The sequence below is a fragment of the Bradyrhizobium sp. USDA 10063 genome (assembly GCF_054063735.1).
The window spans coordinates 7,529,889-7,546,561 of sequence record NZ_JBSSGP010000002.1 but is presented as its reverse complement, the minus strand read 5'-3'; the positions used below and the strand labels follow the sequence as shown (position 1 = coordinate 7,546,561).

Annotated in this window: 12 protein-coding genes; 10 read left to right on the top strand and 2 right to left on the bottom strand. The window is 60.6% G+C overall.

From position 1 onward, the window contains the following. The first annotated feature begins 207 nt into the window (after positions 1–207). The 5 genes from ACVJGD_RS37470 (at position 208) to ACVJGD_RS37450 (ending at position 7,635) form a co-directional block, all read left to right on the top strand. A complete protein-coding gene (locus ACVJGD_RS37470) occupies positions 208–1,686 on the top strand; it encodes an AMP nucleosidase (RefSeq protein WP_456640498.1) in 1,479 nt (492 codons plus the stop codon). A 296-nt stretch (positions 1,687–1,982) separates the two neighbouring features. Then, positions 1,983–2,291 carry a hypothetical protein gene (locus ACVJGD_RS37465; RefSeq protein WP_456638906.1) on the top strand — a complete coding sequence of 103 codons (309 nt, stop codon included), beginning with the start codon at positions 1,983–1,985 and terminating at the stop codon, positions 2,289–2,291. A 268-nt stretch (positions 2,292–2,559) separates the two neighbouring features. Then, positions 2,560–5,268 (top strand): cache domain-containing protein, encoded by a 2,709-nt coding sequence (locus tag ACVJGD_RS37460; RefSeq protein ID WP_456638905.1) that lies wholly within the window; start codon positions 2,560–2,562, stop codon positions 5,266–5,268. Between the two features lie 341 nt (positions 5,269–5,609). Beyond that, the gene (locus tag ACVJGD_RS37455) at positions 5,610–6,617 is read left to right on the top strand and encodes a helix-turn-helix domain-containing protein (RefSeq protein WP_456638904.1); all 1,008 of its coding nucleotides are present in this window, start codon (positions 5,610–5,612) and stop codon (positions 6,615–6,617) included. Positions 6,618–6,642: 25 nt separating this feature from the next. Then, the gene (locus ACVJGD_RS37450) at positions 6,643–7,635 is read left to right on the top strand and encodes a helix-turn-helix domain-containing protein (RefSeq protein ID WP_456638903.1); all 993 of its coding nucleotides are present in this window, start codon (positions 6,643–6,645) and stop codon (positions 7,633–7,635) included. On the opposite strand, the gene ACVJGD_RS37445 is transcribed toward ACVJGD_RS37450, so the two are convergent. Next, positions 7,604–8,266 carry a S1 family peptidase gene (locus ACVJGD_RS37445; RefSeq protein ID WP_456638902.1) on the bottom strand — a complete coding sequence of 221 codons (663 nt, stop codon included), beginning with the start codon at positions 8,264–8,266 and terminating at the stop codon, positions 7,604–7,606. The two genes, ACVJGD_RS37450 and ACVJGD_RS37445, sit on opposite strands and share 32 nt — an antisense overlap. Before the next feature lie 706 nt (positions 8,267–8,972). On the opposite strand from ACVJGD_RS37445, the gene ACVJGD_RS37440 reads away from it, so the two are divergent. The 4 genes from ACVJGD_RS37440 to ACVJGD_RS37425 all read left to right on the top strand — a co-directional run bounded on the left by ACVJGD_RS37440 (position 8,973) and on the right by ACVJGD_RS37425 (position 13,621). Beyond that, positions 8,973–9,920 (top strand): AraC family transcriptional regulator, encoded by a 948-nt coding sequence (locus tag ACVJGD_RS37440; protein WP_456638901.1) that lies wholly within the window; start codon positions 8,973–8,975, stop codon positions 9,918–9,920. 177 nt (positions 9,921–10,097) lie between these two features. Then, positions 10,098–11,807 carry an arylsulfatase gene (locus ACVJGD_RS37435; RefSeq protein ID WP_456640497.1) on the top strand — a complete coding sequence of 570 codons (1,710 nt, stop codon included), beginning with the start codon at positions 10,098–10,100 and terminating at the stop codon, positions 11,805–11,807. Between the two features lie 146 nt (positions 11,808–11,953). After that, entirely contained in the window at positions 11,954–13,012 is a 1,059-nt protein-coding gene (locus ACVJGD_RS37430) for an HAD family hydrolase (RefSeq protein WP_456638900.1), read from the top strand. A 51-nt stretch (positions 13,013–13,063) separates the two neighbouring features. Continuing rightward, positions 13,064–13,621 (top strand): hypothetical protein, encoded by a 558-nt coding sequence (locus ACVJGD_RS37425; protein WP_456638899.1) that lies wholly within the window; start codon positions 13,064–13,066, stop codon positions 13,619–13,621. Between the two features lie 24 nt (positions 13,622–13,645). Here the strand turns inward: ACVJGD_RS37425 and ACVJGD_RS37420 are convergent, their stop codons facing one another. Then, positions 13,646–13,873, bottom strand: a complete 228-nt coding sequence (locus tag ACVJGD_RS37420; RefSeq protein ID WP_456638898.1) for a hypothetical protein — start codon at positions 13,871–13,873, stop codon at positions 13,646–13,648. Positions 13,874–14,263: 390 nt separating this feature from the next. Here ACVJGD_RS37420 and ACVJGD_RS37415 point away from each other — a divergent pair, with 390 nt between their 5' ends. Then, complete coding sequence (locus ACVJGD_RS37415) at positions 14,264–16,648, top strand: tetratricopeptide repeat protein (protein ID WP_456638897.1); 2,385 nt, start codon at positions 14,264–14,266, stop codon at positions 16,646–16,648. The last annotated feature ends 25 nt before the right edge of the window (positions 16,649–16,673 follow it).

The following is a 16,673-nucleotide window of genomic DNA, read 5'->3' as shown; positions in this document are numbered from 1 at the left end:
GCGCTACCGCACTGTTTCAGGCGCCGGCGAAAATGGTTTCGATTGTAAGCAATTGGCGGAATAGGCCGGCAGGACACTCAATTGCACGTGAGTTCTTCGCGATCGCAGGCAAGGCGAGCGGCCGAGGCGCTCGCACGCACGCCAGCGATCCCCCTTTCATGCTCCCAAGAATCTGCCATAGTAACGACAATGTGCTCCGCCCTCACCATGCTGACCCCGCCGCGGATTGCGACCGAAGCGTTCACTGACGCTGCTGCAGTGGTTGCCCGGCTGGAAGAGATATACGAGCGCAACACCGCCTTCCTGCGGGGTCACTTCGAGGCTTACGCCGATGGCGGGCCGCTCACGGCGCGCGTGCGCGCCAACTATCCGTTCGTGCGCATTGCAACCTCGACCCATGTGCGGGTCGATTCGCGCCTCGCTTACGGCTTCGTCGCGAGGCCCGGCGTGTATGAAACCACGGTGACGAGACCGGACCTGTTCCGCACCTACCTCACCGAGCAGATCGGACGATTGATCGACAACCACGGCGTACCGGTGGAAGTCGGCGAGTCGAACGAGCCGATACCGATTCATTTCGCCTATCGTCGGGACATCAATATCGAAGCCGCGCTTTCTCCCGGCGACAAATCGAACGTCATGCGATCGCTGCGCGATTTCTTCGATGTGCCGGATCTGGCCTCCATGGACGACGCGATCGCCAATGGCACGCTCGAGCTTGCGCCCGGCGCGCCCGAACCGCTGTCCTTGTTCCGTGCGGCGCGTGTCGATTATTCGTTGCGCCGGCTTTATCACTACACCGGCACCGATCCGGAGCACTTCCAGAACTTCGTGATCTTCACCAACTACCAGTTCTACATCGATGCGTTCGCCGAGTTGAGCGAGAAGCGTCTGGCAGCGGGCGAAATCGGCCCGGACGCCTTCGTCGGCCCCGGGAACGTGATCACGCGCAATGCGCGACTTGGCGGCGGCACCACCGGCATCCCTCCGGAACGCATGCCGCAAATGCCGGCCTTTCATTCGGTCGAGGCGCGCTATCGGGGCATTACCCTGATCAACATCGGGACTGGTCCATCCAATGCACGAAACATCACCGACCACGTTGCGGTGCTGCGGCCGCATGCCTGGCTGATGCTCGGCCACTGCGCCGGTCTCAGGAATACGCAGCGGCTAGGAGACTACGTGCTCGCGCATGGCTACGTGCGCGAGGATCATGTGCTCGACTATGAGCTGCCGCTTTGGGTGCCGATCCCGGCGCTGGCCGAGATGCAGGTCGCGCTCGAAGAAGCGGTGGGCGAAGTGACCGGGCTCGAAGGGTTCGAGCTGAAACGGTTGATGCGCACGGGAACGGTCGCAAGCGTGGACAACCGCAACTGGGAGATCGGCGACCCCTCGGTCATTCGACGCTTGTCGCAATCGCGCGCGATCGCGCTCGACATGGAGTCGGCCGCGATCGCCGCCAACGGCTTTCGTTTCCGTGTTCCCTACGGCACGCTGCTGTGCGTCTCGGACAAGCCTCTGCATGGCGAGATCAAACTCGCGGGCATGGCGAGCGACTTCTATCGGCAGCGTGTCGGCCAGCATCTTGAGATCGGCCTGAAGGCACTCGAGCGACTGCGTGAGCAGCAATTGGAGCGCCTGCATTCGCGCAAGCTCCGGAGTTTCGCCGAGGTCGCGTTTCAGTAGCGGGCCTGCCGCCATGCGCGGAGGCCCACATTCCGCACAGGATCCTCGGCTCGCCACTGGCGTGGAGCGCGATGACGACGCCATCTGACGGCAGGTATACCTGCAATTCGTTAGGGCGCGCCAGACCGCGCTTTGGTTACCGATGTAGCCGCTCAGTCCGCGCGGGTCATGATCCGGTAGCAGTGTTAGCCGACATTCCACGAAACCACATGGATGAACGAGCGGCGCATCGCAAAGCCGACGGAGCGCCTCACGACTGAGCTCTAATTGAGATCGGACAAGAACCGGGTGCAGGAATGACGTTCTCGGATATTGCGTACGACCTGTTCACGATCTTCAACGGTTTGCGGGTCGTTTCCTATCTGCCGCAGATCTACAAGATCGCGCAGGATGCCAATGGTGCCTCAGCCATCTCCTATTCGACCTGGTTTCTCTGGACTGCTGCGAATGGATCGACGGCCGTCTACTCCTTCTCCAATCTTGGCGACATTACCCTGGGCTTGATCAACGGATTCAACGCGCTGTGCTGTGCGGCCGTGGTCGCGCTGACGGCGTTCAAGCACCGCCAATTTCATTCGCAGATCAGGCAGGGCTGCGGGAATTGACCACATGCGCTACGGGCGTCGACACCTGCAGAACAATTGCGTCCTCACCTAGATTGCGACGGCCAAAGATCGAGGACCAAAATCCAACGTTGCCGGCGCAACCGCCCCTTCCATTCGTTACGGCTGTAACTGCTCAGTCCGGTCGCGTCATGATCCGGTAGCAGAGCTCGCCAACATTTGAAGACAGTACAGGCCGCGTCTGGCCGCACCCTTGCATCGCGCCAACACGTGGATTGAACGTCGTCCCGTGCAACGGAGACCGAAGGATTTGTCTGAATCGACACTTTCACAACGTTATGACCAACGTCGCGATCAGGATGGTTGTCCTGCGCATCGTAGACGGCATTTCGCCAGCGATCGACGTCAAAGCGCCACCGGCTCGACAGGCGTCGCAGGATCGCGGCAGAAGGTAAGCAAAGAAGTGACCCTTTTATCGCGCCTATTCGTACTCGTGGCTATCGCGCTGATCCCAGCTATTGCGATTCAAGCATACAATGAATTCCAACTGCGCCGCTCCCGCCAAGTCGAAGTGCAAAACCAGGCACTCAACCTGGCGGAGCTTGCCGCGGCGGAACAGCGGCAGATCGTCATGGGAATGCATCAGGCCCTGATCGCGCTATCGGAGCTTCCGGCGATCAAGGCGAAGAACACGGAAGGATGCAATGCTTATCTGGCCAGGATCAAGCGGCGATATCCGGGGTTCATCAGCTTCATCGTGGTCGACACCAATGGCGACGCCTTCTGTGACACGAACAACGATTACAAGCGATCGACCGCGGCTGGAAGGTCCTACTTCGCCGACGTCTTGAAAACCGGCAAATTCACGGTCGGAGAGTTCGCAATCGGTCGGCAGACCGGCCGCAACGTCCTGCATTTCGCGTTACCCTTCTATGGCGACGATGCCCGGCTTGGCGGCGTCGTCATAGCCGCTCTCGGCTTGGATTGGCTCGCCGACTCCATCGCCCAGCAGGATGTGCCGTCAGGGGCCTCCCTTGCGATTATGGACCGCAACGGCACGTACCTGGCCCGTTATCCCGATAACGCCCGCTTCGTCAGCCGGAGGATGCCCGGGAGTAACGATCGAAAGCCCGACCATCGGAGCACTGCCGACATCGTCGACCTCGATGGCGTGGAGCGGATCGTCGGCTATTCGGTCCTGCAAGATGGAGGACTTGTTATCGCCTTTGGCCTCGACAAAGCCCGGGCGTTCACCGAGATCCAACACGGCACACAGCGCGGCGTCTTCCTGATCGTGCTGAGCACAGCGCTGGTGTTGAGCCTGACATCGTTGGGTGCTCGGCGGTTTATTCATCGCCCGCTTGGGGAACTGGCCGACGCCGCGAATCAATGGCGACTTGGCGAACTTGCACGACGCGTAAACATCCAGGGAACGTCCGAAATCGTGCGGGTCGCCGAAGCGTTCAACACCATGGCCGATGCGCTCGAACGCCGCGAGCACGAACTGTCCGAGGCAAAGGAGAGAGCCGAGGAAGCCGCCGCTCGCATCACGATGATCTTCGAGAGCACCACCGACAGCGTGCTCATCATCGATCGGGACTGGCGCGTCAGCTATCTCAACGGACCGGCCTCGGCAAGTGTCGCCCACGGCCGGGACATCATCGGCATGGGCCTTTCAGAAGCCTTTCCGCTCGCCGCCGATCTGGGAGCCTTGAAGAAAATTCGGGAGGCAACGTCAGAGCAGCGACCGACCTATCTCGAAATGTTCTGCCCGCGGACCAAGGCCTGGTACGCCATCAGTGCCTTTCCCTCGAGCCACGGCGTTGCGATCTTCCTCCGAGATAGCACCGATCACAAGCAGGCCTTGGAGGCGCGCCGCCTGATGGAGGAGCAACTCCATCAGAGCCAGAAGATGGAGGCCGTCGGTCAGCTCACCGGCGGCGTTGCACACGACTTCAACAACCTGCTCACGGTGATCTCTGCGAACCTCGAACTCATCGAGGATACCGCAGACATCAATAAGGTCCGGCGGTACGCCGCGGCGGCGCGGCGTTCGGTATATCGGGGAACGAAGCTTACGACGCAACTTCTCGCCTTTTCCCGCGGGCAGGCATTGAAGCCGGAATTGGTCAACGCCAACCAGCTCCTGTCCGAATTCCAGGGGCTCATCCGCCAGGCCGTCGGGGATGGATGCGAAGTCGAACTGCAGCTAGATGATGGATTGTGGATGTGTCGCGTCGATCCGTCGCTACTGGAGACGGCCCTTCTCAACCTGGCGCTGAATGCGCGCGATGCCATGCCCGATGGCGGTGTACTCCAGATCGAGACCCTGAACATAGTCCAGGACAAGAGCTCAATGTCCGGCTGTCCGCCCGGATCGTATGTGAGGCTGTCCGTCGCCGACACCGGCTGCGGAATGAGCCCGGAAGTGCGCGATCGCGTTTTTGAACCATTCTTCACCACCAAGGATGTCGGGAAGGGTACGGGACTCGGACTCAGCATGGTCTACGGCTTTGTTCGACAGTCTGGCGGTCATATTGTCATCAACAGCGCGCCCGGAGCCGGAACTACGATCGACCTGTACCTCCCCAGGGCTGCGCAAGCGCGCGAAGCTGATCCGGAGTGCACTCACCCCCAGGCCATACCGACCGGCACGGAGCGAATTCTAATCGTTGAAGACAACGAGGATCTGCTGGAGGCCACGTCAGCGATGCTGGCCACGTGCGGCTATCGCATTTCCTGTGCTCGCAACGGCATGGACGCGCTTCGGATACTTCAGAGCGGTCAGGATTTTGAGCTCCTGCTGAGTGATATCGTGATGCCAAACGGAATGAGCGGAGTTGAACTTGCTCGCGAAGCGAGGAAGCTAAGCAAGGATATCAAGATCCTTCTCGCCTCCGGCTATGCAGCGGATGTGTTGGAACGACACAATGCCGTCGGGGAGTTTCCAATTGTCGAAAAGCCCTTCCGCCTGGCGGAGCTTGCCCGGCGTCTGCACTCGATGCTGCACGACGCATGAATGCTGAGCCTCCGCTTTCCTTGGCTGCCTTTTCGTTTTCAACGGCGCGTCAGTGCCGCTGATTAACGCGCCCTGCTCCACGCCGGACCTGTCAGGAATATGTTCGGCGGACATAGCGATGTTGCAACGCAGCATCGCTGGCTATGTCAGAATCGGCGCATTGATTTATGTCAAAACGGCGCACGTCCCTCACAGATAACAACGGAGCCGAAATACAACTCTCATTTCGGGTCGACGCGATCACATCGCTCCGCTCTTGCGATCCGAAACCAAGTCCTCCTGATGCCCGTCACTGCAGCACGAGTTGTTCGGCAACAAGGTCTGTTTCGGGGAGAACAGAAGTGGCGTGGAGTAGAGTATTCAATTTTGCCGATCCGTCGGCATGCCAGGCGGCTATTCGGTCTGCACATCTCGAACTGATACCGACGACGAAGGGACGTTTTCACGCCGAGGTCACACAGATCGGCATGAACAGGCTCTTGGTGCATCGGTTTGGTGTATCGCTCCCGCAGGTCAATACTGTCGCGGTCAAGCCCGGCCGTATCTCGATTGGATTTCTTACCGAAGCCAACTTGTCACCATTCCTGCACTGTGGCCTGGAGGTTTTGCCCGGCGACATCGTCGTGAACAGGTTCGACGTCGTACATCAACGATCCGACGCTAACCTTCACTATGGCACGATGTCGCTTCCGATTGATGATCTGGATGCTGCTGCCGAGACAATTATCGGACGTAAGTTTCTGAAAATACCCCGAGGGCAAATTATTCGTCCGCATCCTGCACTGACGTTTCGACTGCTGAACTTGCACAAAAGCGTCGGGCGGCTTGCTCATGACAACCCGGATATCCTTGGGTTGCCGCAAGTGCTTCGGGCATTGGAGAATGAGCTCATCCGTATCATGGTCAGGTGCCTCGCCGAAGGCGCTGCCGTGGAGCCGTCCGCCGGCAGCCGCCGTCACGACACCATTGTCGCGCGGTTCGAGGAGTTTCTGGAAGCGAATCCCGACCGGCCGCTCTATCTCACCGAAATCTGCGCGGCGATCGGCGTCGCCGAGCGAACGCTTCGTGCCTCCTGCGAAGAGCATCTGGGCATGGGACCAATCCGTTATCTCACCTTGCGCCGAATGTACCTCGTACGGCGGGCGCTCCAGTGTTCGGAGCCGTCCAAGGCGAACGTCACGCAGATTGCTACAGACCACGGCTTCTGGGAACTCGGACGCTTTTCGGTCGCCTATCGCTTGCTGTTCGGAGAGTCTCCGTCGTGTACGCTGCGGCGCCCGGCGGAGTCGGCGGAAGTTCGTTTCAATCACCCGTCATCGTTCCCAGCCGCGGACCTGCAGGCCGCTTGAGCCAGACACAGAGGGCTTGCCGGAAATGCCCTGGGCCAAAGTTCTGAAATTTTCCGACCCGTTTCCCTGCCAGGGAGCAGTTCAAGGTGCCGATGTTGAAATCCTCCCGACGATGAGGGGAGAGTTTCGGGCCGAGATCACGCAGATCGGCATGAACCGGCTCTGGATGCAGCGTTTCGACGTACGCTTGCCGCAAGTCAGCACCATCGCATCCAAACCCGACCGGCGGTCAATCGCATTTCTTACCGAATCCAATTCATCGCCGCTCCAGCACTGTGGCCTGAACGTTTTGCCCGGCGATATCATCGTCAACCAGTTTGAAGTCGCACACCAGCGATCCGGCGCCGGCTATCATTTGGGAGCGATGTCCTTGCCGACCGATGAGCTGGATACGGCGATGGAAGTCCTCATCGGCCGTGAGCTTCCGAACAGGCTGAGCCAGCGTATCCTTCACCCGCCTCCTGCATTGACGTCGCGGCTATTGAAACTGCACAAGATGGTCGGACGACTCGCGCACGATACACCCGAACTACTTCAACTGCCGGAGGTGCTTCGGGCGCTGGAGAACGAGCTTGTCCATGTCATGGTCCGCTGCCTGGCCGAAGGCGCCGGCGTAGAGACCACCACCGGCAACCGCCACCATCATGCAATCATCGCGGGATTTGAGAGTTTCTTGGCCGCAAATCCCGACCGTCCGCTCTATCTCACCGAAATTTGCGCGGCCGTCGGAGCTGCGGAACGAACGCTTCGTGCCGCCTGCGAAGAGCATCTGGGCATGGGGCCGATCCGTTATCTCGCCCTGCGCCGAATGCATCTGGTGCGTCGGGCGCTGCTCCGTGCGGATGCATCCACCTCAACCGTCACCCACATTGTAACCGATCACGGCTTTTGGGAACTCGGACGCTTTGCAGTCGCCTACCGCGCACTGTTCGGGGAATCGCCATCGGAGACATTGCGGCGGCCCGCTGAGCGGACCGCGATCGGCCTCAATCGTCCGTTCTCCCTTGCAGGCCAATAAGCGTCGGAGCGACTAGCGTCGCATCTTCCAACGCCTGGACCGGCACAGAAACGACGTTAGGCATCCCCCATGCCGTCGGGATCCGTATTTGATGCGACGCCCACACGAAAGTCTGGGTGAGCACGTTGGTGACGACCGCCGCGATGCGGCCGTCGCAATCGATCACAGGTGCTCCCGAGGCACCGTGATCGACGACAAGGCGGTTCTCGCCTTCGTACATTTCCAGCAGGGCCATGCCGGCAAGCTTCCCGCTCTCTCCGAGTCGGACGAACCGTCCTCGCACGAGATGAGGACGGCCGGCCGGATAAGCAAGCGTCATGACCTGCTCTTCCGGCACAAGCGGTTCCTTCCGGATCGCGACGCTCTGCACGTCGGAGGCGGCGCGTTGCAGTTCGATGACGGCCAGTTTCTCTACTGGCCCCCCCGCCAAGCGCTGGATGCGCGCACCGATGAACTGGCTGCGATCTCCGTCCATGATCTCGAGCGGCTTCCACCCCTCCGTGGAGAGCTTCATCGCTGCCGTGACGTGCTCGGCGGTGACGATCGTCGTCGAGGACAGAAACCAACCAGTGCCGCGGATGCCTATCAAGCCTGGATGCGCACCGCGCTCGCCCTCATCGAAATGCCGCATGATGCCGACGGTTGAGTGCGCAAGCTGCGCGGGATCGACACATGCTGCACTGGCCCGAGTGCTCGCAAGAGCAACGAAAAGCACAAGCAGCCGACAACCTGTACGTCCAAGCATCGCAACGCCGTCCCTTGCCTTTCCACAGGGAAAGGCGAGCCCTGCGACAGGGCAATAGGACGGATCGGCTTATCCGGAAGCATTTCCGGAGCTCGGAATTTTTTTGCGCGCGCTGTCACGATTTTATCACAGGCGTTCGCGCCAGGGAACAAGGTCAGGAAATTGGACGTGGGGGTCGAGCGTGCCAACCGCTTCAGGCGGCCAATGCCGCCGGGCTAGTCCAGTCGTCCGGGAAGCGCTCAGTTCATTCCGGCTCCTCATTCTCTGCGCCGCACCGGCCAATGAAGCAGTCGTGCCTTGGACTTTAATCCTACTGTCGCCGACAAGATCGTCCTTGCTGTCGTAAGGCAGGCATCGCGCCATAAATACTCGGTCATCGTCTGGAGACCACCCTCAGGCGGCCTTTCTATGGATCGGCCTAAGATTGCCTGCCGACTTGCCGGAACTGCATACCCGTCGGACCTCGCAATTCAACTTCGAAGTTCCGAACCCGCATAGCCGAAAGCGGTCAGCTACTTAATGCTGCCTCCCGGCAAGACCAATAGCTTCAACAGCTTTGGAACTGTCCGCCGGTCCGACGGGGACGGGGCATATGGCAGAAAACGCTACAGTTACGTTTAGCGATCCTGACGGCTATGCAGCCGGATTCGGCGATGCACGCATCAATCTCACTGTAACGGGCGCCGGAGATTTCAAGGCGCGGCTGACTCGGTTGAAACTGAAGGATCTGGAAATCTATCTGTGTTGCGAAAACCTCCCGCGCATTGCCTATGTCTCGCTGCCCCCCGAGCAGATGTTCCTGTCGTTTCCGGTAGGTAAGGCCTCTCTGGTATCCGATGGATTTGCTTTGCGAAACGGCGACATGATTTTGCACGGTCATGGCCAGCGCACGCATCAACGATCCAGCGATGCATGCCAATGGGGTTTGATATCGCTATCGTCCGAGTCATTCGCGAGTTGCGGTACGGCATTGACCGGCCAGGTGATCACGCCGCCGCATGCAAGCAGAATCCTCCGCCCCGCGCGCGCGGAGGGATCAAGATTCAGGCGTCTCTTCAGGCAAGCTTGCCATCTTGCGGAAGCCAAACGCAAATTGATCGAACGGCCCGAAGTTGCAAGAGCGCTGGAGCAGGAGATGCTTCACGCGATCGTCAATTGTCTGGCCGCCAGCGAGACGGACGACAATTCCAGGACCAGGCACCGTCACGCCGCTATCATGGTTCGCTTCGAAGAAACACTGAGCGAACACGTCGACTCAAAATCAAACATGCCCGCGCTTTGTGCAGAGATCGGCGTGCCGGAGCGTAGCCTTCGGTTCTGTTGCACCAAATTCCTCGGCGTAAGCCCCAGGCGATATTTTCTGTTGAGACGATTGAACAAGGCGCGTTGCGCCCTGCGACGTGCCGACCCCACGATAACGAGCGTCGCGGAGGTCGCTCGAAATCATCAATTCCTTGAACTCGGGCGATTTGCAGTCGCGTATCGCACCGCCTTTGGCGAATCACCTTCCGTCACGCTGCAACGCAATCCGCAAACATAATCTGCCGAAGTCGCATAGCGCATCCGGGGCATTTCGCCAAACTCCCGTCCGCGAGGCGTCCGACCGATTGCCGAAATCTGATCGTGCGTCAAAGGCAAAGTCGGTTGCGGGTGGAGTTGGGCGAAGGCTGCGGCCCTGGCTTTCGGCAGCCGACATCGAGGAAAGGCAACCATGAGCATGTTCAGAACAATCTGGGGCGCTCTTGTGGTGCTGTGTATCGGCACGACGATGGCGAGCATTCCTGCCTCCGCCCAGCAGGGACAGAAGCCCAACATCCTCTTCATCATGGGCGACGACATCGGCTGGATGCAGCCAAGCATCTACCACCGCGGCCTGATGGTCGGCGAAACGCCGAACATCGATCGCATCGGCAACGAAGGCGCGATCTTCATAGACTACGTCGCCATGCAGAGCTGCACGTCCGGGCGTAACGCCTTCTTCACCGGCATGTATCCGCTCCGCACCGGCATGATCCCGCCGCAGCTCCCCGGCAGCCCGTCCTACCTGCGGCCCGGCACCCCGGCCATCGCCAAATTCCTGCTCGACCTCGGCTACAACACCGGCGAGTTCGGCAAGAACCATCTCGGCGACCATACCGACTCGCTGCCGACGGCACACGGTTTCCAGGAATACTGGGGCTATCTCTATCACCTCGACGCGATGCAGGGCGTGAGCTTCCCCGACATCAACAAGACCCCGCTGCAGCAGACCGTTGCGCCTCCGTGCAAGAACACGCCGATCCCCGGCGTCCCGGAAGTGCCCGGCTCGGTGGATCCCAAGACGACGATCTGTCTAACGCCCCCGCGCAACATCCTCTCGTGCAAGTCCTCGGACGGCACCGGCAAGAACCAGATGTGCAGCGACGAGGGCCCGTTGACCCTGGAACGGTCGAAGACGGTGGACGAGGAGATCTCGGAAAAGGTCATCGGCTTCCTCGACCGCAACGATCCAAAGAAGACCGGCAAGCCGTTCTTCGTCTGGTACAACCCGGCGCGCATGCACGTCGTGACGGTGCTGCCGCCGAAGTACGAGGCCATGGTCGGCGAGCGCGGCGGCAAGGACTGGGGCGTCAACGAAGCCGGCATGAAGCAGATGGACGACAACATCGGGCTCGTCCTCAAGAAGCTGGACGACATGGGCCAGGCTGACAATACGATCGTTGTGTTCACGACCGACAACGGAGCCGAGGCCATCTCCTTCCCGGACGGTGGCGTGACTCCTTTCAAGGGGCAGAAGGGCGAGGCCTGGGAAGGCGGCTACCGCGCACCGATGGTGATCAAATGGCCGGGCGTCATCAAACCGGGCACGGTGAAGAACCAGTTGTTCGCCGCGCTTGACTGGGTGCCCACCCTGGTCGACATCGCGGGCGGGCCCAAGGGTGACGAACTGAAGGAGCAGATCGAGGCAGGGAAATACCCCGGCATCGTCAAGACGACCCTCGATGGCGTCGACCAGCGCGAGTACCTCGAAGGCAAATCCGACAAGTCGGCGCGGGACTACTTCTTCTATTTCTCGGGCTCGACGCCGTCGGCAGTGCGCTACAAGAACTGGAAGATGTATTACACCATGTCGCAGCCAGGTCCGGCCGGCTGGATCATGCCGCTGGTCCCGTTCCACTTTACTCTTGTCCAGAACATCAAGCGTGATCCCTTCGAGCAGGCTGTCGGCATCGACCAGAAGTCGGCGATGAGCCTGGGTGGCGCGCTCGGCGGCCCGGCGACCGCCTTCCAGTACGACTGGAACATGCTGCCGATCGGTCAGCAGCTATGGCTGAAGCATCTCCTGACCTACGAGAAGTTCCCGCCGCTGCAGGCCCCGGAGAGCTACAACCTCAGTCAGGTCCTGGAGGAGGTCAAGAAGGCCAATTCCCGCGCGGCGAGCGACTAGCTGTGTGAATGAGCGTGATGTGAACCGGCGGGCGCCCCATGGGGCGTCCGTACTGACACTCGCCGCGTCAGCGGCCCGGCAGCTTCTCGGTCGAACAAGCGATGGAGAAGCTGCGGCTCCCGCCCTCGAGGAACTAGGAGGCCACCATGCGTAGTCTCTTGCACTATCCGACGAACCGTCGCGTTCTACTTTCGATCTTGACGCTGTTGCTCGCCTTATCCAATCCGCTCCTGACGGTCCCGGCATTGGCGCAACCAACGTCGGGGAATCCATTGCCTTCATGGAACGAGGGGGCCGCGAAACAGGCAATCCTCGACTTCGTGCGTGTCACCACCGACACTGCAAGCCCGAACCATGTGCCAACAGAGGAACGAATTGCCGTCTTTGACCAGGACGGGACGCTGTGGGTCGAGCATCCGATGTATACGCAAGTGCTCTACTGTCTGGAGCGTGTCCCGGCGGTGGTCGAAAAAAAGCCGGAACTCAAAAACGTCGCGCCGTTCAAGACCGTGCTGTCGGGTGACCGCGAGGCAATCGCCAAGCTCTCCTTGCGGGACCTGGAGGAAATCCTGGCTGCGACGCTGACCGGCATGTCGGTGGAGGAGTTCAACGCCGAAGCCAGGAAGTGGATCGGAACCGCACGGCATCCACGCTGGAAGCGCCCCTATACTGAGCTGGTTTATCAGCCAATGCTCGAAGTCCTGCAATTCCTGCGCGACAACGGCTTCAAGACCTTCATCGTCACCGGTGGAGGGCAGGACTTCGTGCGCGCCTACGCCCAGCAGGTCTATGGCATCCCGCCCGAGCAGGTAGTCGGCACCGCAGGCGGAACGAAATACGGCTACGGCAAGGACGGCAAGCCGTTTCTGACCAAGGAGCCGAAGCTGATCCTGAACGACAACGACGCCGGAAAGCCAGAGGGGATTCACCTCATGATCGGCCGCCGGCCGTATGCCGCATTCGGCAACTCGACCGGCGATCGCGAGATGCTGGAGTGGACCGGTGCGGGTGCCGGCGCGCGGCTCAAGATGCTGGTGCTGCATGACGATGCGGCCCGCGAATACGCCTATGGACCGGCCCAAAGTCTACCGGACACCAAGGTCGGCACTTTCACTCCCGCCCTCTATGACGAGGCCAAGAAGGACGGCTGGACGGTGATCAGCATCAAGAACGATTGGAAGCGAGTGTTTCCATTCGAGCAGTAGCACCAATTCTGCCGCGCGGCTCGACATCGTTCCTGCAAATAGGAGGCGACCGTGGCGTCGATCGCAAATCCTTGGTTACCCACTGCGGCATTATTGACGTACTGGCGCGTCGGATTTTTGCTGGCGCTGTTCATGCTCCTCTGTTGCTCGACCGGGCGAAGCTACGGCGCCGATACGCTCGATTGTCCGGAAATCGGCTCGCGGTCGGTTCCCGATCTCATCGGCGATGCTTCCGGGGGCGGGCTATTTGCGACCGACAACCGCGTCGATCTCGCCAACGAGATCAACGAGGCGATCAACAGGCTGCAAATCGCTAGCCCCAATATCACCTGGTCCGATGTGCAGAACGTCCTGATCGCTGCCTATTGTCGTGTCGTGGCCCGCAAGTCCGCGCTCACAGCCACCGAGAAATGGGGCCGCATGCGCCAGTTCGAAAGCACCTTGGAACGGCAGATCGCGGCGAACATGATGCCGCCGGGAACGCTGATCATCGCCAATGTACCTCTGCCTCCCGACGTCTATCGGGAGCTGACGCGGCAGGCCGCTGTCTCCAGCCAGACGACGGCTCAATTGATGGCAACCATCCTGACGCGTGCCGCAGGCAAGTAGCCGGCGTTAGACAAGACGTCGACATCATCCTTCCAGACACTTCAGCTTGGCGAGTTCGACGTTCACGCTGCATTGCTCGGCGATCGTCTTGACCGCCCGCGAAAAATCGGGGTCGCGCATCAAATTCTGGTAGCTCATGCCGCGGACGGCCGCCGTGGCGGACCCCGACAAATTGACCGCCAGCCCGACCGCGTTCAGCGCGCTCAGCAAACACAGCAACGTGGTCAAGACGATCCTGGATCTGTGAGACATTGACGATCTCCCGATTTCACACCGCAATTGAGAGCAGTGAGGCGCCGCGCCTACTTACTCGCAGGCGGGCATGGTAACACCCGGTGTGCCTGCTCGATATTGCCCTTTCGGAGCCAATCAAGGATTGGCCGGCTTTCCGCCGATCGGCAATTCCTTCGTCATCCCGATCTTCTGCCGTGCCATTAGATCATGATCCGATCAGACGGAATCGGATCATGATCTCATCTCTTTGTTTGAGCATGATCTTTTCGGAAAACCGGTTTCCACTTTTCCGGATCATGCTCCTGGGCCGGCAGCGCCGCGACAAGCATTTTGCCGAATCTGCATAGCGTGAGACAGCACTAGAGGATTTGCTGGAACTGGTCCTTAACCTCCAGCGGGTAGCAATTCGTGGCGCGCAGCGAGAACGGAGCAGATAAGAACCAGAGGCCACCGACGCGCGCCGCCACGTTGGTCGCGATAGCAGCCCTCGCATTGGGCGGCTCTGTACTCGGGTTTGCCATCGACGGCAGAGTCGTTCTGCCTGCAGTTTTTCGTTCAAGCGAGGCGGCCCCTGCCGCCGTCTTTGTTGGGAGCGAAGCCTGCGCCGGATGCCACCAGGCCGAAACTGCGTTGTGGAAGCAATCCCAGCACAAGCACGCCATGCAGCACGCCACGGCGGCTTCCGTGCTCGGCAATTTCGATGATGCCAGTTCCGACTATTTCGGGGTCCATTCGCGGTTCTTCAAAAAGGAGAACAAATTCTTCGTCGAGACCGACGGTCCAGACGGCAAGCTTGCGAACTTCGAGGTCAAATACACCTTCGGCGTTGATCCGCTCCAGCAATATCTGATCGAATTCCCCGACGGCCGCCTGCAGGCGCTTTCAATCGCATGGGATAGCCGGCCAAAGGACAAGGGCGGGCAACGCTGGTTTCATCTCTATCCCAATGATGAGATCAAGCATGACGACGTGCTGCACTGGACCAAGCTCAATCAGAACTGGAATTTCATGTGCGCGGAGTGCCACTCAACCGGTGTGCAGAAGAACTACGACGCGACTGATGACCGCTTCCGCACGACATGGACGGAAATCAGCGTCGGCTGCGAGGCGTGCCACGGCAAGGGCTCCCGCCACGTCAATTGGGCGCACAGCCAGCGGAGCTGGTTTCGAAAAGATGATGACCCGCGCAAAGGACTAGCCGTCTTCTTGAACGAGCGCGACGGCGTCACGTGGCACCCCGATCCGAAGACCGGCGATCCGCAACGTAGCGTCGCCCCCGCGGTGACACGCAGGGAGGTCGAGACCTGCGGTCTGTGCCACGCCCGGCGCGGTGAATTTTCCGAGGACTGGGTACCAGGACAACCATTGTCCGACACGCACGCCGTCTCCCTCCTTGCTCCCGGCCTGTATCACGCGGACGGCCAGATGCACGACGAGGTCTACAACTACGGTCCGTTCAAGCAGAGCAAGATGTTCGCGGCCGGCGTCACCTGCAGCGATTGCCACGAACCCCATGCCGCCAAGCTCCGCGTTCCAGGCGATGGCGTGTGCCTGCAGTGCCATGCTTCCGACGAATATGAAGTTGCCTCACACAATCGCCACGAAGGCGTAACGCCGGCCGTGACCTGCGCGTCATGCCACATGCCCGTCAGCACCTACATGGTGGTCGACAAGCGGCACGACCACAGCCTTCGAATTCCGAGGCCAGATCTCTCTGTGAAGCTCGGCACCCCCAATGCCTGCAACAATTGTCATGCCGACAAATCCGCGCAATGGGCGGCCGATGCGATCGAGCGCTGGCACGGGCCAGACCGAAAAGGTTTCCAGAATTACGCCGAGGCATTCCAGGCCTCCTGGAGCGGCCGCGCCGACGCTGCCATGCTGCTGGCAGTTGTGGCGGCCAGTCCCACCGCGCCGTCAATCGCGCGCGCGAGCGCTCTTAGGGACCTTCATTCGCGGGTCGCACCCGCGAATATCGAACTCGCGCGCAAGGGATTGGCCGACCCCGATCCGATGGTGCGGGTCGCAGCGCTTGACATGCTCGACGGTCTTCCAGGCGACCGGATCTGGCCGCTGGTCTCGCCGCTCCTTTCCGATCCAAGCCGCGGCGTTCGTGTCAGGGCGGTGTCGATCTTGGCCGCCGTTCCGGCCGCGGCCCAGCCCCAGGCCGACCGAGCAGCCTTCGAACGTGCCGCTGCCGAGTTCATTGCGGCGCAACGTCTCAACGCAGACCGACCCGAAGCCCGCTCGACCCTTGGAAACTTCTATGCGCGGCGCGGGCTGACAGCCGATGCAGAGGATGAATACAAGACAGCCCTGCGGCTCAGCCCGCAATTTGCCCCTGCGGCGATCAATCTCGCCGACCTTTATCGGCAGCTTGGCCGGGATGGCGACGGGGAAAGCGTTCTGAGAACGGCGATTGCGTCGTCAAGCCAGGACGCCGGTCTCCACCATGCCCTCGGCCTCAGTTTGACGCGACAGAAGCGGCCGGACGATGCGCTCAACGAATTCCGCGCAGCCAGCGAGCTCGAGCCTGACCGGTCGCGCTACGCCTATGTCTACGCGGTGGCGCTGCACTCGTCGGGCCGCATCGGTGAATCGATTGAAGTCTTGAAGGCGAATCTGGCCCGGCATCCGGACGATCGCGAGTCCCTGTCTGCCCTCGTTTCGTTCAGCCGCGATTCCGGCAACATTGCTGCCGCCCTCGAATATGCCGAGCGTCTCTCTCGCCTCTTCCCGAACGACCGTGAATTGACCCGCCTTACCGACGATCTTCGCGCGCGTCTGAAGTGACGTCGCTGACGAAGACCGTGGCGAT